The sequence below is a fragment of the Fervidicoccaceae archaeon genome (assembly GCA_038878695.1).
In the GTDB taxonomy this organism is placed as follows: domain Archaea; phylum Thermoproteota; class Thermoprotei_A; order Sulfolobales; family Fervidicoccaceae; genus JAVZVD01.
In genome coordinates, this window is sequence record JAVZVD010000001.1 from 184,360 (window position 1) to 210,413 (window position 26,054).

General features: G+C 57.0%; 30 protein-coding genes, 3 tRNA genes and 1 pseudogene. 16 read left to right on the forward strand and 18 right to left on the reverse strand.

The features are described 5' to 3' along the window. Nucleotides 1-13: 13 nt before the first annotated feature. Both QXU97_01055 and QXU97_01060 read right to left on the reverse strand, forming a co-directional pair. A complete protein-coding gene (locus QXU97_01055; protein MEM4035199.1) occupies nt 14-274 on the reverse strand; it encodes a hypothetical protein in 261 nt (86 codons plus the stop codon). A 75-nt stretch (nt 275-349) separates the two neighbouring features. Beyond that, nucleotides 350-463: transfer RNA gene (locus tag QXU97_01060), tRNA-Pro, on the reverse strand. 130 nt (nt 464-593) lie between these two features. Here QXU97_01060 and QXU97_01065 point away from each other — a divergent pair. After that, nucleotides 594-1,259, forward strand: coding sequence for a Snf7 family protein (locus QXU97_01065; GenBank protein MEM4035200.1), 666 nt, complete (start codon nt 594-596; stop codon nt 1,257-1,259). Nucleotides 1,260-1,474: 215 nt separating this feature from the next. On the opposite strand, the gene QXU97_01070 is transcribed toward QXU97_01065, so the two are convergent. After that, nucleotides 1,475-1,550, reverse strand: a tRNA-Asn gene (locus QXU97_01070). A 124-nt stretch (nt 1,551-1,674) separates the two neighbouring features. On the opposite strand from QXU97_01070, the gene QXU97_01075 reads away from it, so the two are divergent. Both QXU97_01075 and rimI read left to right on the forward strand, forming a co-directional pair. Next, nucleotides 1,675-1,950 carry a DUF131 domain-containing protein gene (locus QXU97_01075; GenBank protein MEM4035201.1) on the forward strand — a complete coding sequence of 92 codons (276 nt, stop codon included), beginning with the start codon at nt 1,675-1,677 and terminating at the stop codon, nt 1,948-1,950. Between the two features lie 17 nt (nt 1,951-1,967). After that, entirely contained in the window at nt 1,968-2,468 is a 501-nt protein-coding gene (gene rimI, locus QXU97_01080; protein ID MEM4035202.1) for a ribosomal protein S18-alanine N-acetyltransferase, read from the forward strand. Here the strand turns inward: rimI and QXU97_01085 are convergent. Both QXU97_01085 and QXU97_01090 read right to left on the reverse strand, forming a co-directional pair. After that, nucleotides 2,455-2,688, reverse strand: a complete 234-nt coding sequence (locus tag QXU97_01085; protein MEM4035203.1) for a 4Fe-4S binding protein — start codon at nt 2,686-2,688, stop codon at nt 2,455-2,457. The two genes, rimI and QXU97_01085, sit on opposite strands and share 14 nt — an antisense overlap. Then, nucleotides 2,672-3,379 carry a PHP domain-containing protein gene (locus QXU97_01090; protein MEM4035204.1) on the reverse strand — a complete coding sequence of 236 codons (708 nt, stop codon included), beginning with the start codon at nt 3,377-3,379 and terminating at the stop codon, nt 2,672-2,674. The genes QXU97_01085 and QXU97_01090 overlap by 17 nt, the downstream gene beginning before the upstream one ends. A gap of 81 nt (nt 3,380-3,460) precedes the next feature. On the opposite strand from QXU97_01090, the gene QXU97_01095 reads away from it, so the two are divergent. After that, entirely contained in the window at nt 3,461-4,096 is a 636-nt protein-coding gene (locus QXU97_01095; protein MEM4035205.1) for a hypothetical protein, read from the forward strand. Nucleotides 4,097-4,205: 109 nt separating this feature from the next. Here QXU97_01095 and QXU97_01100 read toward each other — a convergent pair whose 3' ends face one another. Continuing rightward, nucleotides 4,206-4,886, reverse strand: a complete 681-nt coding sequence (locus QXU97_01100) for a phosphoribosyltransferase (GenBank protein ID MEM4035206.1) — start codon at nt 4,884-4,886, stop codon at nt 4,206-4,208. A gap of 124 nt (nt 4,887-5,010) precedes the next feature. Here QXU97_01100 and QXU97_01105 point away from each other — a divergent pair, with 124 nt between their 5' ends. The 5 genes from QXU97_01105 to QXU97_01125 are packed head-to-tail and all read left to right on the forward strand — an operon-like array spanning nt 5,011 to nt 8,840. After that, complete coding sequence (locus QXU97_01105; GenBank protein ID MEM4035207.1) at nt 5,011-5,844, forward strand: S-methyl-5'-thioadenosine phosphorylase; 834 nt, start codon at nt 5,011-5,013, stop codon at nt 5,842-5,844. Next, nucleotides 5,841-6,794 (forward strand): hypothetical protein, encoded by a 954-nt coding sequence (locus tag QXU97_01110; GenBank protein MEM4035208.1) that lies wholly within the window; start codon nt 5,841-5,843, stop codon nt 6,792-6,794. The genes QXU97_01105 and QXU97_01110 overlap by 4 nt, the downstream gene beginning before the upstream one ends. Before the next feature lie 47 nt (nt 6,795-6,841). Then, on the forward strand, nt 6,842-7,462 hold the full coding sequence (locus QXU97_01115) for a hypothetical protein (GenBank protein ID MEM4035209.1): 621 nt from the start codon (nt 6,842-6,844) through the stop codon (nt 7,460-7,462). 17 nt (nt 7,463-7,479) lie between these two features. Continuing rightward, entirely contained in the window at nt 7,480-8,109 is a 630-nt protein-coding gene (locus QXU97_01120) for an endonuclease V (protein MEM4035210.1), read from the forward strand. After that, a complete protein-coding gene (locus QXU97_01125; protein MEM4035211.1) occupies nt 8,091-8,840 on the forward strand; it encodes a DUF120 domain-containing protein in 750 nt (249 codons plus the stop codon). The genes QXU97_01120 and QXU97_01125 overlap by 19 nt, the downstream gene beginning before the upstream one ends. On the opposite strand, the gene QXU97_01130 is transcribed toward QXU97_01125, so the two are convergent. Together QXU97_01130 and QXU97_01135 are read right to left on the reverse strand one after the other, a co-directional pair. Next, nucleotides 8,777-9,508, reverse strand: a complete 732-nt coding sequence (locus QXU97_01130; GenBank protein MEM4035212.1) for an SDR family NAD(P)-dependent oxidoreductase — start codon at nt 9,506-9,508, stop codon at nt 8,777-8,779. The genes QXU97_01125 and QXU97_01130 overlap by 64 nt on opposite strands. 66 nt (nt 9,509-9,574) lie before the next feature. Next, nucleotides 9,575-11,125 carry an aldehyde dehydrogenase family protein gene (locus tag QXU97_01135; GenBank protein MEM4035213.1) on the reverse strand — a complete coding sequence of 517 codons (1,551 nt, stop codon included), beginning with the start codon at nt 11,123-11,125 and terminating at the stop codon, nt 9,575-9,577. 174 nt (nt 11,126-11,299) lie between these two features. On the opposite strand from QXU97_01135, the gene QXU97_01140 reads away from it, so the two are divergent. Beyond that, nucleotides 11,300-12,091, forward strand: a complete 792-nt coding sequence (locus QXU97_01140; GenBank protein MEM4035214.1) for a hypothetical protein — start codon at nt 11,300-11,302, stop codon at nt 12,089-12,091. A 29-nt stretch (nt 12,092-12,120) separates the two neighbouring features. Here QXU97_01140 and QXU97_01145 read toward each other — a convergent pair. Then, a tRNA-Val gene (locus QXU97_01145) sits at nt 12,121-12,194 on the reverse strand. A 169-nt stretch (nt 12,195-12,363) separates the two neighbouring features. On the opposite strand from QXU97_01145, the gene QXU97_01150 reads away from it, so the two are divergent. Further along, nucleotides 12,364-12,711: a hypothetical protein gene (locus QXU97_01150; protein ID MEM4035215.1), complete on the forward strand. Its 348-nt coding sequence runs from the start codon at nt 12,364-12,366 to the stop codon at nt 12,709-12,711. A 17-nt stretch (nt 12,712-12,728) separates the two neighbouring features. Here the strand turns inward: QXU97_01150 and QXU97_01155 are convergent, their stop codons facing one another. The 3 genes from QXU97_01155 to QXU97_01165 are packed head-to-tail and all read right to left on the reverse strand — an operon-like array spanning nt 12,729 to nt 15,537. Further along, complete coding sequence (locus QXU97_01155) at nt 12,729-13,433, reverse strand: ABC transporter ATP-binding protein (protein ID MEM4035216.1); 705 nt, start codon at nt 13,431-13,433, stop codon at nt 12,729-12,731. A gap of 5 nt (nt 13,434-13,438) precedes the next feature. Continuing rightward, nucleotides 13,439-14,212, reverse strand: coding sequence for an ABC transporter ATP-binding protein (locus QXU97_01160; protein ID MEM4035217.1), 774 nt, complete (start codon nt 14,210-14,212; stop codon nt 13,439-13,441). A 2-nt stretch (nt 14,213-14,214) separates the two neighbouring features. Beyond that, on the reverse strand, nt 14,215-15,537 hold the full coding sequence (locus tag QXU97_01165; protein ID MEM4035218.1) for an ABC transporter substrate-binding protein: 1,323 nt from the start codon (nt 15,535-15,537) through the stop codon (nt 14,215-14,217). Nucleotides 15,538-15,682: 145 nt separating this feature from the next. Between QXU97_01165 and QXU97_01170 the strand changes: the two genes are divergently transcribed. After that, a complete protein-coding gene (locus QXU97_01170; GenBank protein ID MEM4035219.1) occupies nt 15,683-16,585 on the forward strand; it encodes a branched-chain amino acid ABC transporter permease in 903 nt (300 codons plus the stop codon). Nucleotides 16,586-16,591: 6 nt separating this feature from the next. Beyond that, a complete protein-coding gene (locus QXU97_01175) occupies nt 16,592-17,743 on the forward strand; it encodes a branched-chain amino acid ABC transporter permease (GenBank protein MEM4035220.1) in 1,152 nt (383 codons plus the stop codon). On the opposite strand, the gene QXU97_01180 is transcribed toward QXU97_01175, so the two are convergent. After that, nucleotides 17,702-19,303, reverse strand: coding sequence for a CTP synthase (locus QXU97_01180; GenBank protein ID MEM4035221.1), 1,602 nt, complete (start codon nt 19,301-19,303; stop codon nt 17,702-17,704). The two genes, QXU97_01175 and QXU97_01180, sit on opposite strands and share 42 nt — an antisense overlap. A 33-nt stretch (nt 19,304-19,336) precedes the next feature. Beyond that, a complete protein-coding gene (locus tag QXU97_01185) occupies nt 19,337-19,801 on the reverse strand; it encodes a signal peptidase I (protein ID MEM4035222.1) in 465 nt (154 codons plus the stop codon). A 125-nt stretch (nt 19,802-19,926) separates the two neighbouring features. Between QXU97_01185 and gcvPA the strand changes: the two are divergent. The 3 genes and pseudogenes from gcvPA (at nt 19,927) to QXU97_01200 (ending at nt 23,564) form a co-directional block, all read left to right on the forward strand. Then, nucleotides 19,927-21,282: pseudogene (gene gcvPA, locus QXU97_01190) on the forward strand (aminomethyl-transferring glycine dehydrogenase subunit GcvPA). Then, on the forward strand, nt 21,279-22,787 hold the full coding sequence (gcvPB, locus tag QXU97_01195; protein ID MEM4035223.1) for an aminomethyl-transferring glycine dehydrogenase subunit GcvPB: 1,509 nt from the start codon (nt 21,279-21,281) through the stop codon (nt 22,785-22,787). Before gcvPA ends, gcvPB begins: the two are co-directional and overlap by 4 nt. Before the next feature lie 6 nt (nt 22,788-22,793). After that, on the forward strand, nt 22,794-23,564 hold the full coding sequence (locus QXU97_01200) for a 6-hydroxymethylpterin diphosphokinase MptE-like protein (protein ID MEM4035224.1): 771 nt from the start codon (nt 22,794-22,796) through the stop codon (nt 23,562-23,564). On the opposite strand, the gene QXU97_01205 is transcribed toward QXU97_01200, so the two are convergent. The 4 genes from QXU97_01205 to QXU97_01220 form a co-directional block, all read right to left on the reverse strand. After that, entirely contained in the window at nt 23,528-24,058 is a 531-nt protein-coding gene (locus tag QXU97_01205) for a protein disulfide isomerase family protein (GenBank protein ID MEM4035225.1), read from the reverse strand. The genes QXU97_01200 and QXU97_01205 overlap by 37 nt on opposite strands. A 316-nt stretch (nt 24,059-24,374) precedes the next feature. Then, nucleotides 24,375-25,136, reverse strand: a complete 762-nt coding sequence (locus QXU97_01210) for an ACT domain-containing protein (protein MEM4035226.1) — start codon at nt 25,134-25,136, stop codon at nt 24,375-24,377. 146 nt (nt 25,137-25,282) lie between these two features. Next, nucleotides 25,283-25,504, reverse strand: a complete 222-nt coding sequence (locus QXU97_01215; protein MEM4035227.1) for a ferredoxin — start codon at nt 25,502-25,504, stop codon at nt 25,283-25,285. A gap of 94 nt (nt 25,505-25,598) precedes the next feature. Continuing rightward, the gene (locus QXU97_01220; protein ID MEM4035228.1) at nt 25,599-26,045 is read right to left on the reverse strand and encodes a metal-dependent hydrolase; all 447 of its coding nucleotides are present in this window, start codon (nt 26,043-26,045) and stop codon (nt 25,599-25,601) included. Nucleotides 26,046-26,054: the final 9 nt, after the last annotated feature.

Sequence of the window (26,054 nt, forward strand, 5' to 3'; positions counted from 1 at the left end):
GTCGAGCGTTCCTCTACTCGGACGAGTCTGACCGCTCTGTCTCCGCTTCTCCGCTTAAGAGACCATAAGACCACACGAGCCAGGCCGGCACACGCTTCGCCAATTCGTAGGCCTCTTCCCAGCTCTCCAGGCCAAGGTCTTTAGCCAGCTCCTCCAACGTCATCTGCGTCTCGAAGTACCTCCTCAACGTCGCGAGGACCTTGGCTTCTAGCTCCACTTCTCTATCGTTCGTTTTAACACGCAGCGGGGGGTTCCTCGCGCTCAAGAGGATCACCGGGGCTTCATCTCGACACAACGCTTTCGGCTTATTTTGTGTTTTAGGTGCCAATTCGATAGACAAGAGCGTACTTGGTGGGGCCGCCGGGATTTGAACCCGGGACCACCAGCGCTCCGGTGGCCACCGAGGTGGCTAGGCGGGTCTCATCCCCAGGCTGGCATCCTCGCCAAGCTAGACGACGGCCCCGCGGTCTTCTCGTTTCACCTCGTTGCACTTTATTACGATTTTCGTCTTCATTCGCAGCGCTGGAGGCTCGGACCCCGCGCCCGACCCCTTTTAAACTTACACTAGGTGATATGCGATGTGGTGAAGCGACGTGGGCTCCATCGACGCATTCGCCAAGAAGTGGGCTCCAGTCGAGGATAAGCCCGGCGCGTGGAAGAGGCTAAGAGAGGCTGTAGCGCCGCCTCCCCCCATAAGGCACAGACTGGCCATGGCTCTCTTCAAGATAAGAGTGCAGAAAAACAAGATGGAGTACACGCTGAATAAGCTGCAGAGCAGGAGCGCCTCGCTTTTCGAGAAAGTTGTAGACGCCCAGATCAAGAGGGACAACGCTAGGGCGTCTATGTACGCCGCCGAGGTCGCGGAGATCCGCAAGATAGCTAAGGCCATCTTAAGCGCTCTCTTCGCCCTCGAGAGGATAGAGTTAAGGCTCGAGACGATACAGGACGTTGGCGACTTGGTGAAAGCCCTCGGGCCGGCTGTCAATGTTGTTAGAGAGATCCGGGGCTCTCTCATGGGCATAATGCCGGAGGTGGCCTTCGAGCTCATGGAGGTGGATGAGATGCTGCAGACCACGATAGTTGAGCTGGGCGAGTTCGCCGGAATACAATTGACCGAGGTCGCTACCGGGGAAGAGGCCAAGAAGGTCTTAGAGGAAGCCTCCGCCATAGCGGAGCAGAGAGTGAGAGAGCAGTTCCCGGAGATCCCGGCCGCTCTCGGGGAGAAGGGCTCTTTGCCCTCCACAGGCACGAGAGCTTGAGTCAAGAGTTCTCTCGAGATACATCTAACTTACTTCAAAAATTTTAGAATAATTCTAGACATTTTTACTTATTTTTATCGTGGTGTTGGTCGCTCTCCTAGAGGTGCCCGGGGGGCCGCGAGGCGGGCTCAGCAGCCTGGTCGCAGTCATCGTTCAAGCGAACTCCTCGCTTTTGACCCTCATCACGAGGGGGTACAATGAGTTTACCGAGGCTCTGGCGCCGGGGGGAGGGCTCGAACCTCCGACCACCGGGTTAACAGCCCGGCGCTCTACCCGCTGAGCTACCCCGGCAGTCTCACGGATACGCTAAGGTCGTTTCCACGATTTTTATCGTTAACTCCAACGATCGTCGGCATCGAGACTAGGCAAAAAATATGATGCTCCAAGACGATAAAAGAGTCCGGAGATCGTCGAGTTGAGCGACCTCTTCCCGACCTTACTATCGGTGGGACTGCTGCTAGTATTGCTCGGAGTAGTGGTGCTAATAGCGGGCTCCTTAGCGTTGACGTTCAAGACCCTCAGAGAGGGGGGCGGCGAAGTGGAGACGGGCGGCATCATATTCGTGGGCCCGATACCGATCGTCTGGGGCACCACGAGGAAGATCGCTCTGTCCATGCTTCTCTTAGCTCTGGTCCTGACCGCGGCTCTAGCCTTGGTTTACCTGTTGCTCGCGCGGGGAGCGAGGATCTGAGGATCGGGGCGAGGGGGTTGATCGCAATAAGTGGGCCTAAATGCTCCGGTCTCTTCAAGATCAGGAGGGCCTCTCTCGAGGACCTGCCGGCGGTGATAGAAATAAACCGTTCTTCTCTACCCGAGAACTACCCCTTTTACTTCTTTCGTGAACATCTCGAGAACTGGCCCGAAGCGTTTCTCGTGGCCGAGATAGAGGGTAAGGTCGTCGGTTACGTAATGTGTCGAGTGGAGGTGGGCTTCGGTCATCTCAACAAGGTCCCAATGAGGAGAGGTCACGTGATCTCGCTGGCTGTGGCTGAGAGGTACAGGAGGCTCGGGATAGGCACCGCGCTAATGAAGGAGGCAATCGAGGCGTTGAAAAATGTGTACAAAGCGCGCGAAGTGTATCTCGAGGTCAGGGTCTCTAACAAACCAGCGATAAGTTTGTACGAGAAATTGGGATTCGAGGTGACGCGCAGAATTCCGGCGTATTACCACGATGGTGAGGACGCTTTCCTCATGGCTAGGGCCCTCTGAGCGCTTCCAGTCTCCACTCCAACCTCAGCGCCCCACGTTCGCACAAGAGAACGCAAGCGTAGCACGCGATACACTTCTCGCTCTCCACGACGAGCGAGGAGCGGCCCATAGCGAGACATCGGGCTGGGCATACCTCAACGCACTTCCCGCATAGATCGCACTTCTCACGGTCCACTATCAGCGAGTAGCTTGCTCTGAAGACTCTAAAGGTCTCCGCCAAAGCCTCTTAGCTCCCTAACAACGCTCCAAGCGATCCTCTCTAAAAGAGCCGTTGAGCTTGCCTTCCTAAGACGCAACCTTAGCTTTCCTCGTCTGATCAATTCGAGTGCCTCTCCTACGGACTCGGGCTTCGAGGGGAACTCCGAAGAGTAGACGCCGACGTAGCTCAGCACGTGGGCATCGCTCGACGCGATACACGGCTTGCCGAGAACTAGAGAGGCGCTCCTAGCTCTTTCGTTGAGGCGAGAAAAAGTCTGAGCGTTGTAGCACTCGATAGCGTCTAGATGGCGTGCTATCTCGTAGATTCGCGAACCCACGCCCATCCTAGAGAGATCGAAGGGATGCGCGGCTACGGTGAGGCACCCATTCTCCTCGGCCTCGTCCATTAGCTCCACCCAAGCTCGAGGCAGGGTGGCGAGGGGCTCCTCGCAATACACGAGGATGTCGCCTATGTCGGTCCTAACCTCAGACCCATATACTACCAATACGTCGTCACCGAGCCCTCTCGCACGCGCATAAGTCGAAGCCAGAACCGAGCCCTTGAAAGTGTTGTGATCCGTGACGCTGAGTACGCCGAGCCCTCTCCTCCTGGCCTCCTCCACGAGCTCCGCGGGACTGGGGCGACCGTCGCTGACCGAGCTGTGCACGTGTAGGTCAGCGAGAGAGTAGGGGCCGCTGGAGCTGCTCTTCATCTTGCACTCGCCCGCCTTGCTCAGCTCTTCGTCGAAGGTATATATTCGAGCGACCTCTCTAGCCGCTCAGGGAGAGGGCTTTTGTGGAGAACTATCAATGCCGAGCGCGAGGGCTTAGTAGAGCCTCTAAAGACTGTGGCGGAGAGAGTCAAGGCTTTCCTCGCAGCTTACGGCGAGCGGGGCGAGCTAGTGCTGAGGGCCGCTCTCGAGAGGGCCTGGGAGCTGGAAGCTAGCGGGGCCAGGGTTCTCGGAGACTTCGATAACAGAGGGCTTAAGAGGAAGCTCGAAGAGCGAGGCCTCAAATATAATCCAGGCCAACTGCTCAGGAGGCTGGAGCGCGATTACATGCTCATAGAGACAAGCTACAGGTCGTCCACGCAGCGGTGGTGGAGATTCGTCGATAAAAGCGAAATAGAAAGGGCGCTCGGGTGGAAGCCCAGCGAGGTAGATGTAGAGGGGAAACTCGTTAGGGCGCAGTTCGCCTCGATCCAGCCTGCGAGGCTCGTTAAAGATCTCGAGGAGATCTCATCGAAGGTCGCGCTTTCGCGTGACGATGTTGAGAGGCTCCGCAGGCTCCTATTCAACGAGTTGGAGCTCGCCGTCAAGCTCACAAAGAAGATGAGAGAGCTGGGAGGCTTTGAAGAAGAGTTGACGATCCTCGGGAGACTCATGGAGCTGGCCTTCCGAGCAGCTAAACGCTTGGAGCAGAATCTGTGATATGGCGCTCAATGATGATAGACCCGAGACTCCGAGGTCAGCCGGCCTCTGACGATCCGTGTGAGGGCTGAGAGCGCCCTCGGCTGTTGGGCTGTTAGACCGTTTAGACTTAGACCATGAAGTACTGTTCTCGGAGCCTCACCCGGTCCCCCTCGATCTTAAAGACGTTTCGCCTAGCGCCCTCCCTGACCGGTTCTTCTATTCCGAGCGGGGGCGCTATGCCGTAGTCCTCCTCGAATCTCCTCGAGAGCTCCTCAAGCGTTAGGGCTCTCATCGGATTTTCTTGGAGTATCTTCTTGATCAGATTTATCGAGTCCTCCATGTAGTTCCACGGATACATGTACCAGACCCACTCCTCGACCAAGTCAACGTAGAAGTCCGGCTCTATTTGCGCTACTGGTTTGATGTACTGCATAGTTGCAACTTTGAGTTCCTTGGGTCTGCAGCTCTGAATTAGGTAGCTTCTGCTCACTACGATGCTTCTCCCCGTATCACAAATGTCATCGACGAGGAGCACGCTTTTCCCGGAGAAGTCGACGGATAGGGGATACTTTACGACGGCGTCCTCGTGGATCCTACCGGCCGTTTCCACCCAGTGTTCGACTTTCAAAGCGAGGAGATCTAGCACTCCGAGGTAGTCGCAGAGCAATCGGGCGGGCGCCACGCCTCCTCTCGCTATCGCCACTATGACGTCTGGCTGGAAGCCGGTGGCGACGATCCTGCGCGCGAGCTCTCTGGACCAATCGACCACGTCCTTCCACTCAACCACCTTGACCGGGATCTTGGGCAAAGTCCTCGCCGAAAGAAGCTGTCGTTATCGGAGGTTTTCTCTTTATCGCTAGAGGGCTCGCGCCCCTCGGAGAGGTCTTATTAAGATGCTTGGGGAGGAGAGCCCTCGTTGAGGTGCACATTGGGTGACCTCACTCAAAATCGAAGAACTCGAGCCTAAGATCGAGGCAGAGATCGGCGTCATTGGAGGAAGCGGGCTCTACGAGCCCGGCTTCCTGGAGGAGGCGCGGGAGCACAAAATCTACACGCCCTATGGGGAGCCGAGTGATAATGTTTTGATCGGCCTAGTGGCGGGCCGGCGCGTGGCATTCTTACCCAGACACGGGCGAGGTCACAGGATACCTCCGCACAAGATAAACTATAAGGCCAATATATGGGCGCTCAAGAGCCTCGGAGTGAAGTGGGTGATCAGCGTCAGCGCGGTGGGTAGCCTGAGAGAGGAGATGAGGCCCGGCGATTTCGTGCTACCTGACCAATTCATCGACATGACGAAGAGGAGGGAGTACACGTTCTTCGAGGGTCCTCTCGTTGCCCACGTGAGCATGGCTAGGCCTTTCTGCGAAGCCTTGAGAAGAAGGCTCAAGAGCGCGTGCGATGCGTTGGGGATTCGAGCGCATTACGGGGGCACCTATGTTTGCATAGAGGGGCCTAGGTTTAGCACCATAGCCGAGAGCAGGCTCTGGAGAGATGTGTTCGGCGCGCACGTGATAGGGATGACGCTCGTCCCGGAAATCAACCTGGCCTGCGAGGCTCAAATATGCTACGCGGCACTGGCCATGGTGACAGACTACGACGTGTGGGCCGAGAGGCCCGTTACGGCTAGCGAGGTAGCCAAGGTGATGAGCGAGAACGTTAGGAGAGCTAGGCAGGTGGTCGTTGAGACCATCAAGTCTCTCCCGAGTGAACCAGAGGAGGAAGAGTGCAGCTGCTGTAGGAGCCTGGAGGAGGCCTTGCTGTGAGCGAGGCTCTCATTGAAGAGGTAGAGAGAGTCGTAGAGGAGGCCCTGAGCTGGGCTAAGTCTTCAACGAGGATCGTCGAGGATTTTTTGCTCTCCGTGGAGAGGCCCGTGGTTTCGTACTCGGGCCTCGGCATAGTACCCGCCAAGACTTTTGCCAATGCCGCTCGGACCTTGACGCAAGAGCCGTGGCTTTATGCTCTACCCGCCTCTGAGGTAGCAGTGCACGTAGCCCCATATCGCGAGTGGAGATACGCCGTCTTACACTTTATGGTGGACCCGTGGGGGAGGTCTGAGACCGCGAGGCTAGCCGACGTTCTTTACTTGATGGAGGTCCCGGCTCTCTATGTCTTGCCGGAGTCGGAGGAGCTCGTCCTGGCCCAGAAGATCCCGGAGGGGAGCGCTCTCCGCGTGCCCGCCAACGTTGATGTGCTATCTCACGAGGTCCTCTTGGCCGCGACGTCTTCGGTGAGCTTCTCGGCGAAGAGAGCTAAGAGGGGAGACCTCAGGATCTCGAGGCTTATGAGCGAGTTCAGCGACATGAGGGGAATAGCGCGCGAAGTCTCGGAGAGATACTCCGATTTCCTGCGCGAAGTTTCGAGCCTAGTGGAACACGGTAGGAGACTCACGATACTCTACTCGAGCATAATGGAGCCAGCTGCTCTATCACTGGTCAGAGCTCTCAGGAGAAGAGTTTGCGTCGAGCTTTTCGAGTTGAACGAGGGGCTTCCTCTCTTGAGTCGAGGAGATAGTGTTCTAATCGTTTGCTCCTCCACCGAGGAGAGTTCATGTAGGGACGCGAAATTTAGAGCGGCCCACGCAGGCTTCGAGGTACGAGACTTGGTATTTGGGACGGATCCTCTGTCCGCAGTGATCTACTGCTACATCTTATCTCTCTTGGTAGAGCGTGTGATTGGACTCAAGTCCCTAGAACGCTTGGGCCACCGTTTTTAAGCCCGAGTCTCGAGCTGGCTCGGGGAGCGTTCAGCGCGGTGCTCAAGATGCTATCGAGGAGCTCCAGGGAAGAAGAGATGCCGGCGGGCGGAGCCACGGTAGTAGGCCTGAGGTTTCCCGAGGGCGTGGTGCTTGCCGGCGAGAGGAAGGCGACTTACGGGTCGCTTGTCCTCACGGTCCATCACAAAAAGGTGTTCCTAGTTGACGAGAGACTGGCCTTGGGGTTCGCCGGATTGATCGCGGATGTGCAGAGTGTGCTGAGGATGCTCCAGGAGGAGCTCCGCTACTACTCGCTCGTAGCCAAGACGAGATTAAGCGTAGAGGGGACGGCGAAGCTCCTCTCGCGCATCCTCTACTCCTACAGGTATTTCCCTATGTTCAGCGAGGTGCTCGTCGGGGGAATCGACAACGACCAACCCAAGCTCCTAGTTCTCGACCCCTTAGGATCTACTCTGAGCGACGACTTCGCCGCTATAGGAACGGGGGCTCCCATAGCGATAGGCGTGTTAGAGGAAGGGTACAAATCTGATCTAGATGAGGGGGAGGCGCGCGAGCTCGCTCTCAGGGCGGTGAGAGCGGCTCTCAAGAGAGACGCGCTCTCGGGCGGAATCATAGATGTAATAAGAGTGACCAAGCGAGGCGCATTCGAGGAGAGGGTCGGCGCTTAGACTTGAGGGCTTTTCCGTTGCTCGACCTCGAAAGAGCTTCCAACGTTCAGCTCGAGATAGCGAAGAGGGCGAGATTCGATGGCCTAGGTCGCGCGCCGAAGCGCGTAGCCTGCGTCGATGTCGCATACTCCCGAGCTCTCGCCGTAGGAGCGGCCGTAGTTCAAGACGTGCGCTCGCGCTCCACGATTGATGAGGCCGTTTGCGTGACGAGGGTCTCGGTTCCTTACGTCCCAGGCTTCTTGGCCTTTCGGGAGCTACCTCCAATGATAGCGGCTCTGAAAGCCCTATCGAGTGACTTCGACGTGGTCTTAGTCAATGGACACGGTCGAGCCCATCCCAGGCGAGCAGGCATAGCCACGCATCTGGGCGTGGTCCTAGGCGTGCCCAGCGTCGGTATAGCTCGGAGGAGGCTCGTGGGCTCGGAAGTAGAGGGCCGAGCCGGGCTTCTGTTGGTAGAGGGCTCAGAGGTTCTGGGAGTCGTGCTCGTGCTCGGAGGCTCGAAGTTCTACGTCAGCCCGGGCAATATTCTCACTGTGGACGAGGCTAAGGCCGTTGTTAAGTTGGTATCGGACGATCGAGGCGTGATCCCTCTTCGGGTCGCCGATGAGCTGAGCAAGGTGGCCGTGAGGTGGATTACAGAGAGCTAAAGCTCGTGGCATTCCTGGTCCTATGCATGGAAGGCAAGTCCAAAATTTGGACCACGCAGTCGAGGATAGCATCGCTGGCGGGGGTGAGTCAGCAGAGCGTCTCTAGGCTTCTCAGAGAACTCGAGAAGCTGGGATACGTGAGCAGGAGAATTAGCCGTCGAGGCGAGCTCTTAGAGCTGACCCCGCTGGGCGTTAAGGCTCTCGAGGAGCTGCACTCTATGATAGCCTCAGTGGTGGAGGGTTCCCGCGGAGTTCTCCTTCTCGAGGGGGTGGTCGTCAGCGGTCTCGGCGAGGGCAGATTTTACCTGAGTCGTCGCGAGTACTCTGAGGTCCTCGAGAAGATATTAGGCTTCAAGCCCTTTCCGGGCACGCTTAACGTAAGACTCGCCGGGGAGAGCGTCTGGAAGAGAGCAGCGCTTGATGTCGGAGGACGCTTCGTGCCCGGTTTCGAAGATGAGACTAGGACTTACGGAGGAGTCAGAGTTTACAGAGCAAGGATCAACGGGTACGAGCCAGCAGGCCTCGTGCTGCCCGAGAGGACGAGTCACCCAAAGAGCGTCGTGGAGCTCGTGGCTCCCGTGAGCCTGAGGCGAGTTCTCGGGCTGAAGGACGGAGACGTCGTCTCTATTGAGGTATTCTTAGGCGAGACGAGCGATACAGAGTCCCCTCATATAGGGGGCAAGAACAGCGGGAGCAGGACCCTCAACACCCCTAGGCTCGGTGGAACATAGATCACTCTCTTCCCCCTCTCTATGCCGTCGGCGATGATCTTCGCCGTCTCCTTCGGGCTCATTCCCTTTCCGTGGACTTCTCCTCCGCCTTTGACGTGGAATTCCGTGTTAATGTAGCCCGGATAGATTGCAATGACCCTTACCCCTCTCTCACCTAGCTCTCGCCTCAGCGATCTTACCATGTAGTGGAGACCTAGTTTAGCCGCCCCGTAGACGGGTAGTCTCTTCATGAAGAAGTGCACGCCGGCCGTGATGACGAATACTACCGCGGAGCCCCGTCCCATGAGAGGTAATAACAGCTTGGTTAGAGCCACGGGCGATACCATGTTGACCTCGATCGTTGAGTAGAGCTCCTCGAGATCGTGATCTAGTACTCTCTTGTATAGACCAAAACCGGCATTATTAATTAACACGTCGACATGACCGGCGACCTTCGCGATCTCCTCTGCTAGCCTGAGGACTTCACTCCCCCTCGATAGATCGGCGACTCTATACTCGAAACGTCCTCGGAGCTCGCGGGAAAGCTCCTCGAGCCTGTCCCTCCTCCTGCCGATCCCAACGACCTTGTAGCCTCTAGAGCACATCTCCCTCGAGATCTCCCTACCGATTCCACTCGAGGCGCCAGTAACTACGACGACCCTCGAGGAGCCCTCCAAGATGATCGGCACCTTAGCGTCTAATTATGTTCAAAAAGATTTTAAAGTTAGACCATGCGATCTTGGAGGAAGAAAATCTTACAACACGTAGTCCCAGATCCTCGCGCCCTTGTAATTGAACACTATGCTCTTGTAGGCGCTGGTGTACTCAATGCTATAGCCTATGCCCTCCACACCAACTCCCGACTCTTTCCTGCCACCGTACGGGTAGTAGCCTATGCCGTGTCTGGGGAACATGTTGACGTAGACTGCCCCGACCTCCAAGTATCTCGCCGCTCGCCTTACGTAGTCTAAGTTCTTCGAGAATATACACGCGTCTAAGCCGTAGGGTCTCCCATTGGCTAACCTTAGAGCGTGATCGAGGTCCGTCACCTCTACGAGTAGAGCCACTGGAGCGAAGACTTCTCTTCTATAGAGTTCCATCTCTTGGACTTTATCCGCCGGCGCCTCGATCAGTGCCGGCTCAATATAAGTAGGCCCCAACCTTTTACCCCCGAAGAGTAGGCGCCCTCCCTTCTCGAGCGCGTCTCTTATGGCCGCCTCCATTTTATCGACAGCTTGGACGCTTATGAGAGGACCCACCGTCACGGACGGATCGCGGGGATCGCCTACTCGGACCCTCCTCTCGAGCTCGCTCACTAAAAGTCTCCTCATGATATCGTAGACTTGAGACTCGACGAGGACTATCTTGATAGCATCGCATCTCTGCCCGGAGTAGCTGATTATACCGGTCACTATGTCTCTGGCCGCACTCTCGAGGTCGGCGTCTCCTAGCACAATAGCTGGATCGCCTCCGCCCAGCTCGAGCAAATAGCTCTTCACCCCGGCCGTGGCGAGCACCCGCCTGCCTGTCTCACTGCTACCGGTGAGAAGCACAGCTCCTATTCTTTTGTCGGGAAGCACTTTGCTGAACTCTTCGCCCTCCATGACAGCTAGCATTAGCGCCCTCGGCGGGAAGCCCGCCTCGAGCAGGAGCCGTGCGAAGAGAATAGGAGCTATCGGGTCGTGGAGCGATGGTTTGAGTATAATGGCGTTGGCGGTTACGAAGGAGGCCACGACCTTCATTACGGAGTCGTAAAGCGGGTAGTTGAAGGGCGTTATACAGGCGACGACACCGTAGGGCTCCCTCCTGACGAGTCCCTCGGTCTCGAGCGTATGAGCGTCCCAGTCCCCCGGTATGTAGTCCCCAGAGAATCTCCTGAGGTCGAGCAGGGCCTTCTCGAGTCTATCAATGCTAGCTTTGACCTCTCCTCGAGCCAGCTCGTAGGTCTTGCCAGCGTCAAGCACTAGAGCTTCGACTAAGTCGTCTGAGTATTTGACCAAGAGGTCGGCCGTCTTCTCGAGGATCTTGAGCCTCCTCTCGCCGGGCGTGTTCCTCACGTCCCATCTGCCACTCGAGTGGAGCTCGCCGAGCTCCCCGAGCGCCTGCTCCGAGTCCATGACGTGATATTTAGCTATGATGCTTCCGTCTATGGGGCTCACGTCATCTCTGACCCCCCCTCTCCCGGTCACCCACCCGCTCGATGGAGCGTAGACCTTGAATATGGGGAGCCCTCCCGGGTCGAGCTCGAAGGTCTCGCGGAAAACGCTAGCTTTCGGCATGAAAGCCTCGCGCTTGGCGCCGCTCAAGCGTAGTTTCACCGCTTAAACTTTTAATTTAGAGGCGTTATATTTTTTTTCTCCCTTTGAGTAATAATTTAAATAGCATTTCAAAGTTCATCTATGGAACTTTTAACTATGATATAAAAGATAAATTTAAATAATATGGGTTGCTTTATAACGAAATCGGGCACCGTGATTGTCATGGAGAAGTCAGGAGAAGAGTTGCTGAGAGCCCTCTTGGGCCTTGCCGAGAAGAAGGTGATCTCGTTGTCCCTGAGCGTGCAAGAGGGAGAGCTCGGGAGGGTTCTGTCCTCGCTGATCGCCAGCCTCAAAGCAGCAGAGGCCAAGCTAGAGCGGTTCGTAGCCTTTCCTTCTATGAATGGCCGGTTCAATGTCTATATAGAGGTGATGGGGCCTTCGCTCGAGAAGATAAAGGCGACCCTCGGGAAAGTGCGAGAGCTCGCGATAGTGAGCATGAGAGAAGAGAGAGCCAGTATATATATGCGTGACGAGCTCGGGCGCGTTATCTCGAGATGGGGCGGCCGCGCTATGCCGATCGATGAGCTGGAGCTCTATAATTTCTTCAGATACGCCGAGGAGAAGTACAAGAGCGTTGGGAAGCTCGTCGTGGCCTCTCTGGCTATGGCGATGGGCAGATCATCGGCGGCAGTATTGCTCCGGCTGCTCGACCGAGACGCGATCGGCGATCGAGAGCTGGAGCTGGCGACGAGGTTCCTAATCAACGTCATAGAGTCTAAGAACCTCGGGAGGGTGCTCGAGTGGAGGGCCTCGCCGAACGTTGTAGAGATCAAAGCGACGGCTGCTGAGATGAGGGCCTTCGCTGGAGAGCCTGAGAGGATGATTCTATTCGTTGAGTCCTTCCTCGAGGGGTACTACAACGCCCTATACCCCGTGGCCCATTACGAGGTTGGACACGTACTCGAGTCGACCAATGTCGTGAGGTACTTGCTCACGCGAAAGAGAAAAGAATGAGGGGGTGTGCTCTTTGAGTCGTGTCGTGATGGGCCCGCGGGGAGTCGAACCCCGGACCTCCGCCTCGTAAGGGCGGCGTCCTGACCAGCTAGACTACGGGCCCTCCCGCAGTCTCTATTCCTCACCATAGGGCTTTTGTAGTTAGCGCAAGCACGGTCGCTTCTGCACCGAGTCTCGCCCGCAAGCTGTAAAAGCCTTGGTGAGAGCAAGAGGCCGAGTCGAAGGCATCAAGCTTTTTCTACCGCCGCGCGAGAAGACGAACGGGGTCTACTTTGGGCACTGAGGGGAGCTGCTTCCGCGAGGCCTTCGAGAGGCTCACTCAGGAGTTCATAGTTAATCCTCTCGTGAGGCCGACGACTCTGCAAGGCTTCATAGAGAAGATGGTCTCAGCTTTCTCGGGAGCCTCGCTCGAGTGCAAGAACTACGCGTTAACTAGCGAGGACGTGGACTTCGCCGCTTCCACCGTGTTGAGGCTCCTCGAGACGTACTACCGAGGGTTCTCCGCATCGAGCGCAGCAGAACAGTGTCGTAAGATCGCTCGCGGGCTGCCGAGTGTCAGAGATAAGCTGTGCGCGAGCCTTTCGAGATTGGCCGAGAAGGTCAGCGTCACCGGCACGTGAGCTTTTCTCGAGCTTTCTCACAAGCCTAGGTAAAGCTTAGACAACTCTGGGTGGCTCGCGAGAGACGCAGGGTCCCCCTCGTATTTTATGCGTCCACTGACCAGGAGATAGGCTCTGTCCGCTATCTGCAGAGCGCGAGCGGCGTACTGCTCGACTAGCACTACGGTCAGTTTTAAGGAGTCTCTGAGCTCCACGACCTTATCCAGGACCTTCTTGACATAGACGGGCGCCAAGTCGGTGGTGATCTCGTCGAGGAGCAGCACTCTGGGATTTCTCATCAGCCCCATCCCTATGGCCAGCATCCTCCTCTCACCCCCGCTCAGCGTCTCCGCTTTCCTCTTAGCGAAGGTCTTGAGAACTGGGAACATCGCGTAGATCTCCTCGAGCTTCTCCGAGACTCTGTAGTCAGGTAGGCCGTAGCACGCCAGCCTGAGGTTCTCCTCGACGGTCAGGCCCGCGAATACGTTCCCGATCTGTGGGACGTAGGAGATGCCAAGCTTGGTCACGATGTAGGGCTGCAGCCCCGTTATCTCCTGTCCGTCTAGGAGGATCTTGCCTCCATGTATCGTGGCCATGCCGGCGACGCTATTGAGCAGCGTGGTCTTGCCGGCGCCGTTGGGACCCACTACCACGGTTATCTCGGATCGTTTGGCCTCGAAGTTCACATCGAAGAGGACCCTAAGCTTGCCGTAGCCCGAGCAGAGCGAAGAAGTCCTCAGCAAAGCTTTCAACCGCTCAAGTAAACTTCTATTACTCTTGAGTCGTTCACTACCTTCTCCGGCGAGCCCTCCGAGAGGATCCTGCCTCGGTCCATGACGTAGACGTAGTCGGAATAGCGGAGCGCCACGTCGATCCTGTGCTCTATTATTAGGAAGCTCACGTCGATCTTCTCTCTCAGGCTCCTTAGCTTCTCGAATATCCCGACGGCATATGCCGGGTCAGTTCCTCCTATCGGCTCGTCGAGGACTACCAGCTTAGCGCCCGCGGCCAGGGCCCTCGCCACCTCGAGCATCTTCAGGTGCCCCGCTCCGAGCTTAAGAGCCTGAACGTTCCAGACGCCCTCGAGGCCGACGAGCCTCAAAACGTCAAAGGCTCTTTTGATCCTCTCCTCCTCCTGTCTGATCCAGAGCCTCCTGAAGAGGGCCTTGAGGGGGCCCTCTTCGTTACCTCCCATTGCGACAAGCACGTTCTCGAGCACCGTGAGACTCAAAAAAGGCCGAGGTATCTGGAAAGTCCTAACGAGACCCGCCGAGTAGATCTTGTGAGAAGGCCACCCGGTTATGTCGAGCCTCTCGTCGTCTAAAGGACTGAAGTAGACTTTGCCGGCGTCTGGCTTGAGGACGCCTGTGCACACGTTGACGAGCGTGGTCTTGCCGGCGCCGTTAGGCCCTATCAAGAGCGTCAGCGTCCTCCTGAGCACTTTGACATCTACATTGTCTAACGCAACTAGCCCGCCGAACCTCTTCGTCAGCCCAACGGTCTCGAGGATCTCCGGCGGCATTCTCAGCTATACCACTCGACGGTGCCTGTTAGGCCCTTATATAGTCCAGCGATCTTCCACACGTACGTCCCGTCCTTCGGGGTGACGACCCACAGGTCGAAGTCGGCCACCGACCTATCGCCATTCTCGTCGAGCTCTATGTAGCCTGATGCTCCGATGTAGTGCTTGAGCACGAGAGGCAAAGCATTGTAGACCGCGATGGGGTCGTACTTCCCCACGGCGTCCAACGCGAGGGCCAGCGTCCAGGCTATGTCGTAAACGAAGTACGCGTATCCTATCGGGTCCATGCCGAGCTTCTGCTTGATGTAGTCCCTCACCTTGTCCGCGTGCGGGGAGACGCCCGGCGACGCCATGGTATTGTACATCTTGGTCTTGACCACGAAGTCGGCAATAGAGGGGTCGAGGAACTGGCTTATGCCGGCAGTCCCGTCAGATCCCTGCCATACGACCTCGCTGAGCGCCGGGTAGGCCTTGGCCGCAAGGACCAGAGCCGCCGTCTCCTCGAAGCCTATCGCGAGTACGCCGACCTTGTCTTTCCCGTACTTAGCCACGGCATCTCTGACTATCGCGTTGAGCTTAGCGGCCTCGGCCGAGAATTCTTTAGCGGCCGGGTCATATCTGATGCCCTCGAGGACTCCGCAGCTCTCCTTACTGGCTCCGCACAACTCGAGGAACCTCTTAATCGTGTACTCCTTCAGGCCATCGCCCCAGGTATCTCCTCTCCACACGGGGGCGACCCATCTGACGCCTCTCTGCCACAACACGTCGGCTATGGCCTTCCCTTGATAAACGTCGTTCGGCGTAAACCTCAGGGCCGTGTCCTTCAGCGCTAGGGCCGGAGAGGTCGAGGAGGGGCTAATTATGAGCAGCTTGTTAGCCGTCACGTAACCCAGCGACTCCCTCAGCTCGGCGCTCGAGGCCCCGCCAACGAAGATCTTAATACCCGCTCCGTGCAGCGCTTGCAACTTATCTAAGTGGGTCTTTGGGTCCGTTGCCGTATCCTCGATCACGAACTTTATCCTCCACGGCCTTCCGATGGCGTTGAGGTAATCGTTTATCTCCTTCTCGGCGAGAAGCAGCGATTCCCTGAATTGGGCCCCGAAAGTCGAGAGGACTCCCGTCAAGGGCAGGAGGGCCCCGATTTTGACCTCCCCGGTTAGCCCAACGGGAGCCGCCGTGGCGGTGACGGTGATCGTCGTGGTCTTTATCACGGGAGTGGGGGCGGCTCCTCGACCGGCGACGAATCCCACGGCCACGCCGATCAACAGCAGTGCTACCATAATAGCGTAGATATAGCCTGAGATTCCTTTCTTCTCGGACGCCATTCTAACTACCTCTTGTGGTATTGTTTAGAGGGAGTTACTACAAAGGGTGTTAAAAAAAGCTTGCTCCCGGGCGCAAAGCGAGGCTACCGAGAGGCGAGAAAAACATAATAGCGCCTCGCCTCGCTCGATGCCCTGGCGTGAGCCTTTGCTCGACATAGTGGTCAAGGCCGCGGCCTACGCCAGCTGCATCGGGCTCGGCGCGGCATCCATAACATTGATATATAGCTCAACGCGGACGTTCAACTTTGCTCACGCCTCTATGGTTGCGTGGGGATTCTACGTCACGTTTGCTCTAACCTACGCTACAGGCCTCTCCCCCTACCTCTTCGTGCCGATCGCCGCGCTTTTCTCGGCACTGCTAGGCCTCATCACGTACTACTCCGTCAATAGAAGGCTGCTGCGAGTCGGCGCCTCGGAGCTGACCCTAATGATGTCGACCCTGGGCGTGGATCTCGTACTCTTTGGCGCTTTGAACATTTTTGCGGATTACCTGCTTAAGGTACACAAATACCCGGCCAAGTACTTCTTGCTGGAGACGAGAGAGATCTACATAGCCGGGCTCAGGCTCGTGGGAGTAGTCGCGCCAGCGGTTCTGGCTCTCGCGGTGATCCTGTTGGGAGTGCTGCTCTATAGGACCAAGCTAGGTATAGCCTTCAGAGCCACGATAGAGAACCAGGCTCTGGCTCAACTCTGTGGAGTCAATCCGAATAAAATCTACAGCCTCGCGTGGCTAATTGGGGGAGCGCTGGCCGGACTCGCCGGTTCACTCTTGTCGCTCGTGGTTTCAGGCTACACGGCTGTCGGTATGACCCTCATAGTGACATTCTTCGCCGGCTCGATAGTGGGGGGGCTGTACTCAGTCTACGGGAGCCTGTTGGGCGGCCTGCTCGTTGGCCTGGGAGAGTATCTCGGCGTGGCCCTGTTGGGTCAGGCGATCGGAGGTTGGATCTATGCGTATAGGCCCGCGATACCGCTGGCCCTCATCGCCGCCACTCTTCTATTGCAGCCGAGCGGCCTCGCCGCTCTCATGCATAGGACGTCGAGGTGATAGTACGTGGAAGTTCCCCCGATCCTCCTCATGATCTTGGTGAACTTCTCCGCGGCTCTCATGGTAACAACGAGCCTCAACGTGGAGGTGGGCCTACTCGGGATCCCTCAATTCGGCAGACTCCTAACCGTAGTGACTGGAGCCGTCGTGGCGGCCGCGGTGCCCGGCAGGATCCTAGCTGCGCTGTTAGGTATGCCGTGGGGGTCCAATTACGCGTATCATCTATATAATTATGGTGTGGTCACGGCGATAAACTCGTGGCTCGCCGAGCGCCCGCTGGCCTCCGTTGCCACGCTGCTCTTCACCCTAGTGTTGTCGGCAGTGATCGGGGCTCTGGTCGGCTACGCGTGCAGCTACCCTGCTCTCAGACTCAGAGAGGCTTATCTCGGGATAACTCTTCTGGCCTTCGGAGACCTGCTCGTAACCGTGGCCAAAAACTACGTGCCACTGGCCGGCGGCACGATGGGAGTCATTGTGATCGATCCCTTCAGGTTCGTTGGCGCTGGTCAGTCGAGATTCCTCTTCGCCACGTCAGTCTTCCTGCTTTTCGCGGTAGCGACGCTGATCTACGCCGAGCTGCTAGTGAGGTCGCCCCTGGGCAGGACCCTGAAGGCAGCGAGAGACTCCGAGGTGGCCGCCAGCGTCTTTGGAAAGGACGTGGTCAAGCTCAGGAAGCAGGTCCTCATGATTGGGGGAGCGCTGGCTGCTATGGCCGGCGCCCTCTGGGCCTTGTACACCGGGAGCTTCATGGCGGATACCTACACGAGGCTCACGTGGACGTTTTGGCCTTGGGCCTTCATGATGTTGGGCGGAACTGGAAACAACATCGGCATATTGCTCGGCGTGGTTCTATACACTCTGACCAGGACGGCGATATTCCTCTACAAGGGGGCGATAGCGTCGATCGTTGGGATCAATCCCGAGTGGTTGGAGTACATAATGATCGGTGCCATGATACTGGCCGTCGTCCTTTTCAGGCCCCAAGGGCTACTCCCCGAGAGACCTACTCTGACTCTGTCGAGAGAAAAGATCGAGGAATTGGCCGGATTGATTGCAACGAGAGGCGACGGAGGTGGGCGGTCGATGATTCGCCGCCTGAGCTCCTATCTCTCGAGGCTAGCGCGCCTCGAGCGAAGCCCTCAGAAAACCGACGAATAGAGGCGCCGGCCGAAGAGGCTTGCTGTTGAACTCCGGGTGAGGTTGAGAGAGTACGTAGAACCTATGGCCTCTCAACTCCATGAACTCTACCCTCCCGTAGCGGGTGTCTCGACCTGATACGATGAGCCCCGAAGATTCGAGAGCATCCAGATACTTCGGGTTAACCTCATAGCGGTGTCTGTGCCTCTCCGACACGACGTCCATCCCGTAGAGCTCGTGGACCTTGGTCCCCTTGACGAGCTCTATCTCATAGGCTCCCAGTCTCATTGTACCTCCCAAGCGGTCAACGGTCTTCTGCTCCTCGAGGAGAGAGACCACAGGGTGCGGGGTATTAGGATCTATCTCGGTGGAATTCGCCCCCTCTAGGCCAGCGGCGTTCCTCGCTATCTCTACGACGGCCAGCTGGAGGCCATAGCATATGCCCAACAGAGGGAGCCCGTGCTCGCGCACGTGCTTCAGGACTTTGACCTTGCCCTCTGCTCCCCGCGCACCGAAGCCAGGCAGTATTATCCCCCCATCGACGTCGCTCAGAGCTTCCTCGATGTCAATCTTCCCGTGCTCCACATTCGTGGCCTCAATCCACTTGAGCTCGACCTTCGCCTCCACGACAGCGGAGGCGTGGACGAGGGCCTCTCTGATGCTGAGGTAGCTGTCGGGGAGCTCGGTGTATTTGCCCACCATAGCGACCCTGACTCTCCTATTGGCGCTTCTCAGGCGCTCGACGAATTGTCTCCAATCCGATAGCTCCGGCTCTCGGTACTCGAGCCTCAAAGTCTCGGTCAGTCTAGCCGGCAGACCCTCGCGAGCTAAGATCAGGGGCACCTCGTACACGATCTCGACGTCCGGGTTATCGATCACGTTTTGTCTCGGGACGGTCGCGTAGAGCGCTATCTTCTCCTTGACCGCGCGGCTTACGGGTCTCGGACTCCTCGCTACTATGATGTTGGGCTGGATACCGATCCTCCTGAGCTCATTGACGCTATGCTGGAGCGGCTTGGTCTTGTGCTCGCCAGTTTGCGGGAGTATGGGCACGTAGGCCACGTGCACGTACGCAACATTGCTCTGCCCCATCTCCACGAGCATTTGTCTGGCCGCTTCGAGGAAGGGCAAGCTCTCTATGTCGCCGACCGTGCCTCCAATCTCGACGAACATCACGTCTGCGCCTTGAGAGCGCCCGATCTCGAGGAGCTCCGATTTTATCTCGTTCGTCACATGCGGTATCACTTGGACCGTCTGGCCAAGATACTCGCCGCGCCTCTCCTTCTCTATGACCCTCGAGTATATCTTGCCCGTGGTGATGTTATTCCTCTTGGAGAGGTTCTTCCCGAGGAATCTCTCGTAATGGCCTATGTCGAGGTCCGTTTCTCCTCCATCCTCCGTGACGAAGACCTCGCCGTGCATGTAGGGATTCATCGTGCCAGCGTCAACATTTATGTAGGGGTCTATCTTCACCACAGTCACATTGTAGCCCATTCTAGAAAACAGCATTGCGATGCTCGCGGTGGTTATCCCCTTACCTAGGCCGCTCATCACCCCACCAGTGATGAAGACCACCTTCATCGTTCCTCGCCGCTGATCGGGCGTCGAGTGTCCCTAGTTAGCGGCTCTCAATAATAAGCCGAGCACGCCTACGTAGGGTAACTTGAATGGTATGCCTAGCGGAGACCACACTACTCCTACCACGCGCTCGTAGGGAACGCCGCGCCCGACTCTGTATTCCCCGAGGAAGCTGTCATCGAATGGATTGCTGTCGCCCTTCGTGACAAACTCTACGCCGGTTCCAGCGTCCACTACGCCGATTACTCTATGTATTATAAGATGCCCGCGCACACTTCTGTACACGATTATGTCACCAACCTTTATCTCATGGGACTTTTTGGCCTCGACGAAGACCAGGTCCCCACTACGCAGAAGGGGCAACATGCTCGATCCCGAGACGACAGCTACGAGCGCTCTCCCCTCAAGCGCTGAGTGAATCGAGAATAGCGCCAGCAGCGCGACGATCGCGAAAATCGCGATCTTAACGAGGCGCGTAGCCGGCCCACCGGAGCGCCTCATCTCATCTCGCCGCGAGCCCAGTGAGGACGAGGAAGAATATATCAGAGAGCTTTAAGAGCTTAGACGGCTTTTGCGCATAGCAGAGTCGCGGACGAGGTGTCAAAGCTACGCTACATCCATGGCTTCCAAACGCCTCAGAGCTAGCCAGGGCTCTAAGCTCGCTGGGCGTGAGCTCAATCGAAGAGCTCATGAAAGCCGCGATACCTCGTGATCTCCTAGATAGAGCGATCTTCAGGTCTATCCCGCCTCAGCCCAGCCCTCCTTGGGAGGTCGAGAAAAGAATCAGAGAGCGATTGGAGCGCGGGCCGCGAGTCAATCTAGATAGGATCTTCGCAGGAGGCCCGGCATGCCCGCATTACGTTCACCCGGTGACGTTGTATATCTTATCGAGAGGGGAGTTCCTCACGGCTTACACGCCCTATCAGCCCGAGATTAATCAGGGAGCTCTACAAGCCCTCTACGAATACCAGAGCCTGGTCGCGGAGCTCCTCGGCGTAGATGTGGTTAACGCTGGCATGTACGATGGAGCTTCCTCGCTGGCCGAGGCTTCTCTCATGGCTGTACGAGTCAAGGGCTCAAAGGCCGTTCTGATTCCATCGAACCTCTACCCATCGTATAGAAGGGTCTTGGCTACCTATTTAAGGGGTCCAGAAGTGACCCTGGTCGAATACTCCATCGATGAGAGGGGGGCACCAGACCTCGGAGATCTCGAGGACAAGGGCAGAAAGATCAAGCCCTCCGCGGTAATTCTTGAGCTACCTACCTCGGAGGGGGTCCTCCACGATAGATTGAGAGAGGGGATAGAGCTCGCGCACTCGCTCGGCTCTCTCGCTATATCGATCGTAGAGCCGACGCTGATGGCTCTAGTCAAGCCACCCGGCGAGCTTGGCTCCGATGTCGTGGTGGCTGAGGGGCAGCCTCTGGGCTTACCGATGCACGGAGGAGGCAACAGGCTCGGGATACTCGGCATTAAGATGGACAGGGCGCTCTTGAGACAGCTGCCGGGAAGGCTCGTCGGCGCCACGCTAGACGTCGACGGCAGAAGATCTTACGCCCTGATACTCCAAACGAGAGAGCAACACATAAGGAGAGAGAAGGCGACGAGCAATATAACGACTAATACTGCTCTCAACGCCATCGCAGCGGCCGTGCATCTTTCGCTCCTCGGGGGCCGAGGGCTGCGCTACATAGCTTCTCTGATCTACGAGAGATCTCGGCTTGGGCTCGAGCACCTGAGGAGGGGGGGCGTTGCGCTCAAGTACCCCAACTCGAGGCACTACAAGAACATAGTGTACGCTCTCCCGCCGAGCTCGGACGCGAGAGCGATCTACGCGAGAGTGCTCAAAGAGGGTTTCGTCCCGTTCTCCCTATTCTCGAGAACAGAGAGGCTCGCTCAATCTTGCTTCACAGAGGTCCATAGCCCCGACACGATAGAGCAGTTCGCGAGAACCCTGTCGCGGGCCATCGGTGAGGAGCAATGAGGTATAGGCAAGCGGACTGGGACGAGCCCCTAATATTCGAGCTTCCGCTTCGCGAGAGGACCGGCTTCGCTCCTCTTGGGGAGGTCGAAGTTCAACTCGTTGAGAGAGTTCTGAGAGAGCTCGGAGAGCTCGCGCGCGAGTCCCTCGAGCTACCCTCTCTCTCGGAGTTAGAGGTCGTGAGGCACTTCACTAGGCTCTCGCAGCAGTCCTTCGGCGTCGACACAGGCACGACGCCTCTGGGCTCTTGCACGATGAAGTACAACCCAAGGTTGGCCTGGAAGATGCTGCTGTCGGAGGAGCTCGCGGAGCTGCACCAATCGATGCTCGAGTTGGAGAGCTCGCAGGGAGTCCTCGAGCTTCTCTATGAGCTCCAGACCTGGTTCTCCGAACTTACAGGTCTGCCGGTATGCTCGCTTCACCCGCCGGCTGGCGCTTCGGGTGAGCTGGCGGGCGTGTTAATGATCAAGGCCTATCAGCGCGACAAAGGGCGAGCCCACAAGGACGAGATCCTAATCCCCGATAGCGCTCATGGCTCGAACCCAGCCAGTGCGGCCATGGGTGGTTTCAGGGTCGTAAGAATTCCCACGGGACGCGACGGCCTGGTGGACCTCGAGGCCCTCAGGTTCAGCGCCACGGAGAGGACCGCGGGCATGATGCTCACCAATCCGAACACTCTGGGCCTCTTCGAGGAAAGGGTTACGGAGATCTGTGATATCGTCCACGGCGTCGGCGGCTTAATGTACTACGATGGAGCGAATTTGAACGGAATAATGGGCTGGGCGCGACCAGCCGACATGGGCTTCGACATAGCGCATCTCAATGTGCACAAGACCTTCTCGGCCCCCCACGGTAGCGGCGGTCCGGGAGCCGGAGTTCTATGTTGCACGGAGGAGTTGGCCGAGTACCTGCCCGGCTACGTGATCGCCCAAGTAGGCGGTCGCTACGTGTTGAGAAGACCCAGCAGAAGCGTGGGCGATATGACCTCGTCGCTTTTCAATCTCCCCGCGTTAATTTACGCGTACATATTCATACTCGGCCACGGCCTTCGCGGTCTGCGCGAGGCGGCGGCGAACTCCGTGGCGTCTACGAATTACTTCATAAAGTTAATAGAAGGAGTAGATGGGATAGATTTGCCTATGGCTCCTTCCAAGCCGAGAATGCACGAAGTGGTCCTTAGCGCGAAGAAGCTGGCCGAGGAGACGGGGGTAACGGCTAACGATGTCGCTAAGTTCCTTCTGGACCAGGGCCTCCACGCACCAATAACTTATTTCCCCTTGATAATTGAGGAGGCTCTGATGATAGAGTTCACCGAGACAGAGCCCCTCGAGATTGTCGAACTCTACGCGAAGGCGATTAAAGACGCAATAAAGCTGGCCCGCGAGAACCCGGCCCACCTAAAGAACGCCCCGAGCTCGACCTCGAGAAGAAGATTGGACCTCGTGAGGGCAAATCACCCCTTGACCCTATCGCCAAGTTATCGTGTCGAGAAAAGAGGAGTTCGTTGATATATCATGAGGCGCGACCTCTATGAGCTGGTCAGAGCGTGGACAGGCATAGATTATCTCTCAGACCTGCGGGCAAGAGAGCTAGCTCGACATTTGGCCGTGAAATACGGCAGAGAGCGCCTGCTTTCACCCAATGAGCTCGAGAGAGGAAAGTGCTTCGTTGCGGCCGGGGCCGGGCCTTCATTAAGAGCGAAGTCGGCTCTGGTCGAGGCCCTTGTTGAAGAAAAAGACTGCGTAGTCGTAGCGGCCGACGGCGCTTACCGCTTGCTCAGTGCGCGGCCTAACATCGTGGTCACGGATCTCGACGGCTTAAGCCTCGCCGAGTTGCTCGACGCGTCATCTCGAGCTGTTCTGGTCATTCACGCGCACGGTGATAACTTGCGAGAGCTCCTCTCGCTCGTCCCCCCTCTCCTGAGAGGGGGGGCGCGAATCCTCCTGACTTCTCAAGTGGGCTCCTCGCCTCCAGTCTACGACATCGAGGGCTTCACCGACGGCGACCGCGCTGTTGCGCTAGCTGGCGCGCTAGCTGAGCGCGAGCTTTACTTGATCGGTATGGATCTCGGTCTACAGCACCTTGAGAGCTCACTCGCGCCTCGGGGACGGCCTCTTTTTTCCGTAGCCAAGATGAGAGCCGCGATGTGGTTGCTCCGAGAGATGCTATGCGAGCTTTCGAGTAGAGTGCGCGTGGTGAATCTCTCGTACACGCCTTTTCCATGTTCCGAGGAAGAGCGGCCCCAACTCTACTCCCCAGCGACAGCCAGAGAGGCGTTGCGGTAAAATGTTATAGCCTCATTGAATAGTTTGAATATCTCGTCTGCGGCAGTGGGAGGGACTCCCTTATAAAGTATCGTCATGTTGTATATTACCATCAGGGTGGGGCTCTGATAAATCGAATACGCATTGAAAGTTGCGCGCGCGGTGGGGTCTGAGCATGAGATCGCGAACCATGTGCACACCACTTCGACGAGCGTGAAGTTCTCTCTCCCATATTTCTTAGCGAAGTCCTCCCAAGTTGGGTCGAAGGCTCTGCAGGCGGGACACCTCAGATTATTGAAGTACACTATATAGCCTCCGTTGTCGGGGGGAGACCAGAAGTAGCCGTCGAGTTTGACTCTGGTCCATCTGCTTTCGGTTAACACGTAGACCCCCTCGGAGCTTACCTCGTAACTCTTTTCCAGAAGGGATCCAATCAGTGGGAGCAAGTACCCGGCCAATAACACGAGCACTAAGAGTGCTCCGAGAGTCGCCGCGAGCAATCGCGTAAGTCTCATACAACTCCACGCGCTCTGAGCTCTAGAGAGGCTTCGTGTTCCCTCGCAGGTACCGCCTCAACGGGGAGAGAATATTTTAACCTTCTCGCGTGCGCGCGTTCTCGGAAGCGCTGATCCGCTCGGCTGAGCGATGCGTCGAAAATGAGAAAGAGCGGTGAGGAGCCTTCGGCGGGGAGGGCGAAGAGAAGGGCGCGAGAGCTCGGGTGGAGATATGGGGCAAGAACGCTTACATAAAGCTCGAGGGAGGGGGCGAAGCTCTCGTTCCTCTCAGCGAGTTGTGCTCGTTTGCCAAACGCTTTAAATTGAAGCTCGAGGGCTACGTTTGCGAAGACCGAGCCGTGGAGGTTCTCGACGCGTGAGCTGAGACCAGCTTTCTGCAGCTCTCCACGATCTCTTGGAGGGCCTCGAGGGCTTTGATCGCCTGATCTCGACTCACTACTATCATTGTGTCGGTGTAAGAACTTATCACCTGCGTTATGTTTATGCCCCTATTGAATAGATGTCTGGAGATGTGGCTAATAACGCCGGGAGTTGTGGTTATTTCGTGTGGACTTATGAGGACTATTATCGATTGACCTGTGAGCTGCTCAAGCACTTCCTCCTCGCTCAATTTGCGGACGATCTTAGAGGCGTCTTCTGAGCTGATCGTCACGGTATAAAATCTCTTCGACTCGACCAGACTGAAGAATCTGCTCTCGGAAGCGAGTCTCAGTAGGTCCGGCATGAGCTGCTCTGCCGCGTGCCTCCGGATGGTGATGACGGTTATATCGTCTTGGAGCTCGATCGAGCTTCGAGCCAGCACCTCGATCACACTTTTCCTTTCTATTTCAGCCTCATTCTTTAATTCATCATGATATCTTATCAATGCAGCTTTTATGGCATCAACGTTGACTCTCTTGCGTCCGGAGAGCTTGAGGACCTCGCTCATTATTTTCTCTGATGCCCAGGTATAGTTGACGACCCCCATTCTGAGGCACTCGAGGAGAGGGATGTTCAAGTCGATGATCTTCCTAACGACTTCGGCTATGGGGATCTTGCCTACGTGTTCTTCTGCTCTTTTCTCCCTTCCTCGCTCCACCAAATCCTCCGGCCCGACGCTCACTTGAGTCGTCGATGGAAAATATATTTACCAACTGAGGGCCCGCTCATCCTTCTCGAAGGGGCCCGAACATTCGAGGAGGTCGAGGGGAAAAAACGCTAGTTGGCTCGCAGCACCCCCACTCGTTACTCCACGATTATTATCCCGACCGGGCAGGACTGCGCAGCGGTGTTGACGCAGTCGCTCTGCGCGTCGGGGACCTCGCCCTCGGCTATGTTCCCCGCCACGCGATATGCCTCCACGATCGCGGCCTTGCCGTCGCTGTAGCGAACGAACACGGCTGGACATAGATTTACGCATATATCGTCTCCCAGGCATTGGTCTCTAGGGTCGATCCTCACCTTCATTTCTCTTGCACCGCGCGAGGGATCACTCTCGCCTAGGTTAATTATGCTTGTTGCTCATTTATCTGGTGTTTTCGCAATCGCGCTTGCGCCCTCTTCAACGAAGCGAGTAAGCTCCCAGCGCCCACGCGAGCAACAGGAGCGCTCCCGCGACCGAAAGCGATGCGTTGGCGAGGGGGTCATCGTAACGCAACACGCCGAGTCCGTAGCTTCCCCGTCTCAGAGGCCAAAGGGCGTCGATGCCGCGCTTTGTTAAGCCATCGAGCACCAAGTGCGAAGCGTAGGAGAGGGCATAGGAGAGGGCGAAGAGGAAGGGAGAGCCGAGCTCCGACAGGTGCTGCGCAAGGATGTATACTCCTATCGAGGTCGCAAGTAAAGATGGGAGTCCGTGGAGAGTTCTTCTATGTCCTACGCGTAGATCCACATCGGGTGTCAAGCTCCCTAACAGTGCTGAGACGACGGTCAAGAGAGCGTCTTCGGCGTTAGGATCTAGAACAAAAAGGGTCAGCCCGACCCCGAATAATATGTGAGTCGCCCTTTTCATGGTTGCGGA

What these genes read in the sequence shown, in the direction of transcription:
- QXU97_01090 (MEM4035204.1), bottom strand. Translation starts at nt 3,379, where the DNA reads ATGAAGAGCAGCTCCAGCGGCCCCTACTCTCTCGCTGACCTACACGTG.
- QXU97_01115 (MEM4035209.1), top strand. Translation starts at nt 6,842, where the DNA reads ATGCTATCGAGGAGCTCCAGGGAAGAAGAGATGCCGGCGGGCGGAGCC.
- QXU97_01140 (MEM4035214.1), top strand. Translation starts at nt 11,300, where the DNA reads ATGGAGAAGTCAGGAGAAGAGTTGCTGAGAGCCCTCTTGGGCCTTGCC.
- QXU97_01160 (MEM4035217.1), bottom strand. Translation starts at nt 14,212, where the DNA reads ATGCCGCCGGAGATCCTCGAGACCGTTGGGCTGACGAAGAGGTTCGGC.
- QXU97_01165 (MEM4035218.1), bottom strand. Translation starts at nt 15,537, where the DNA reads ATGGCGTCCGAGAAGAAAGGAATCTCAGGCTATATCTACGCTATTATG.
- QXU97_01180 (MEM4035221.1), bottom strand. Translation starts at nt 19,303, where the DNA reads ATGAAGGTGGTCTTCATCACTGGTGGGGTGATGAGCGGCCTAGGTAAG.
- QXU97_01185 (MEM4035222.1), bottom strand. Translation starts at nt 19,801, where the DNA reads ATGAGGCGCTCCGGTGGGCCGGCTACGCGCCTCGTTAAGATCGCGATT.
- gcvPB (MEM4035223.1), top strand. Translation starts at nt 21,279, where the DNA reads ATGAGGTATAGGCAAGCGGACTGGGACGAGCCCCTAATATTCGAGCTT.
- QXU97_01200 (MEM4035224.1), top strand. Translation starts at nt 22,794, where the DNA reads ATGAGGCGCGACCTCTATGAGCTGGTCAGAGCGTGGACAGGCATAGAT.
- QXU97_01205 (MEM4035225.1), bottom strand. Translation starts at nt 24,058, where the DNA reads ATGAGACTTACGCGATTGCTCGCGGCGACTCTCGGAGCACTCTTAGTG.
- QXU97_01215 (MEM4035227.1), bottom strand. Translation starts at nt 25,504, where the DNA reads ATGAAGGTGAGGATCGACCCTAGAGACCAATGCCTGGGAGACGATATA.
- QXU97_01220 (MEM4035228.1), bottom strand. Translation starts at nt 26,045, where the DNA reads ATGAAAAGGGCGACTCACATATTATTCGGGGTCGGGCTGACCCTTTTT.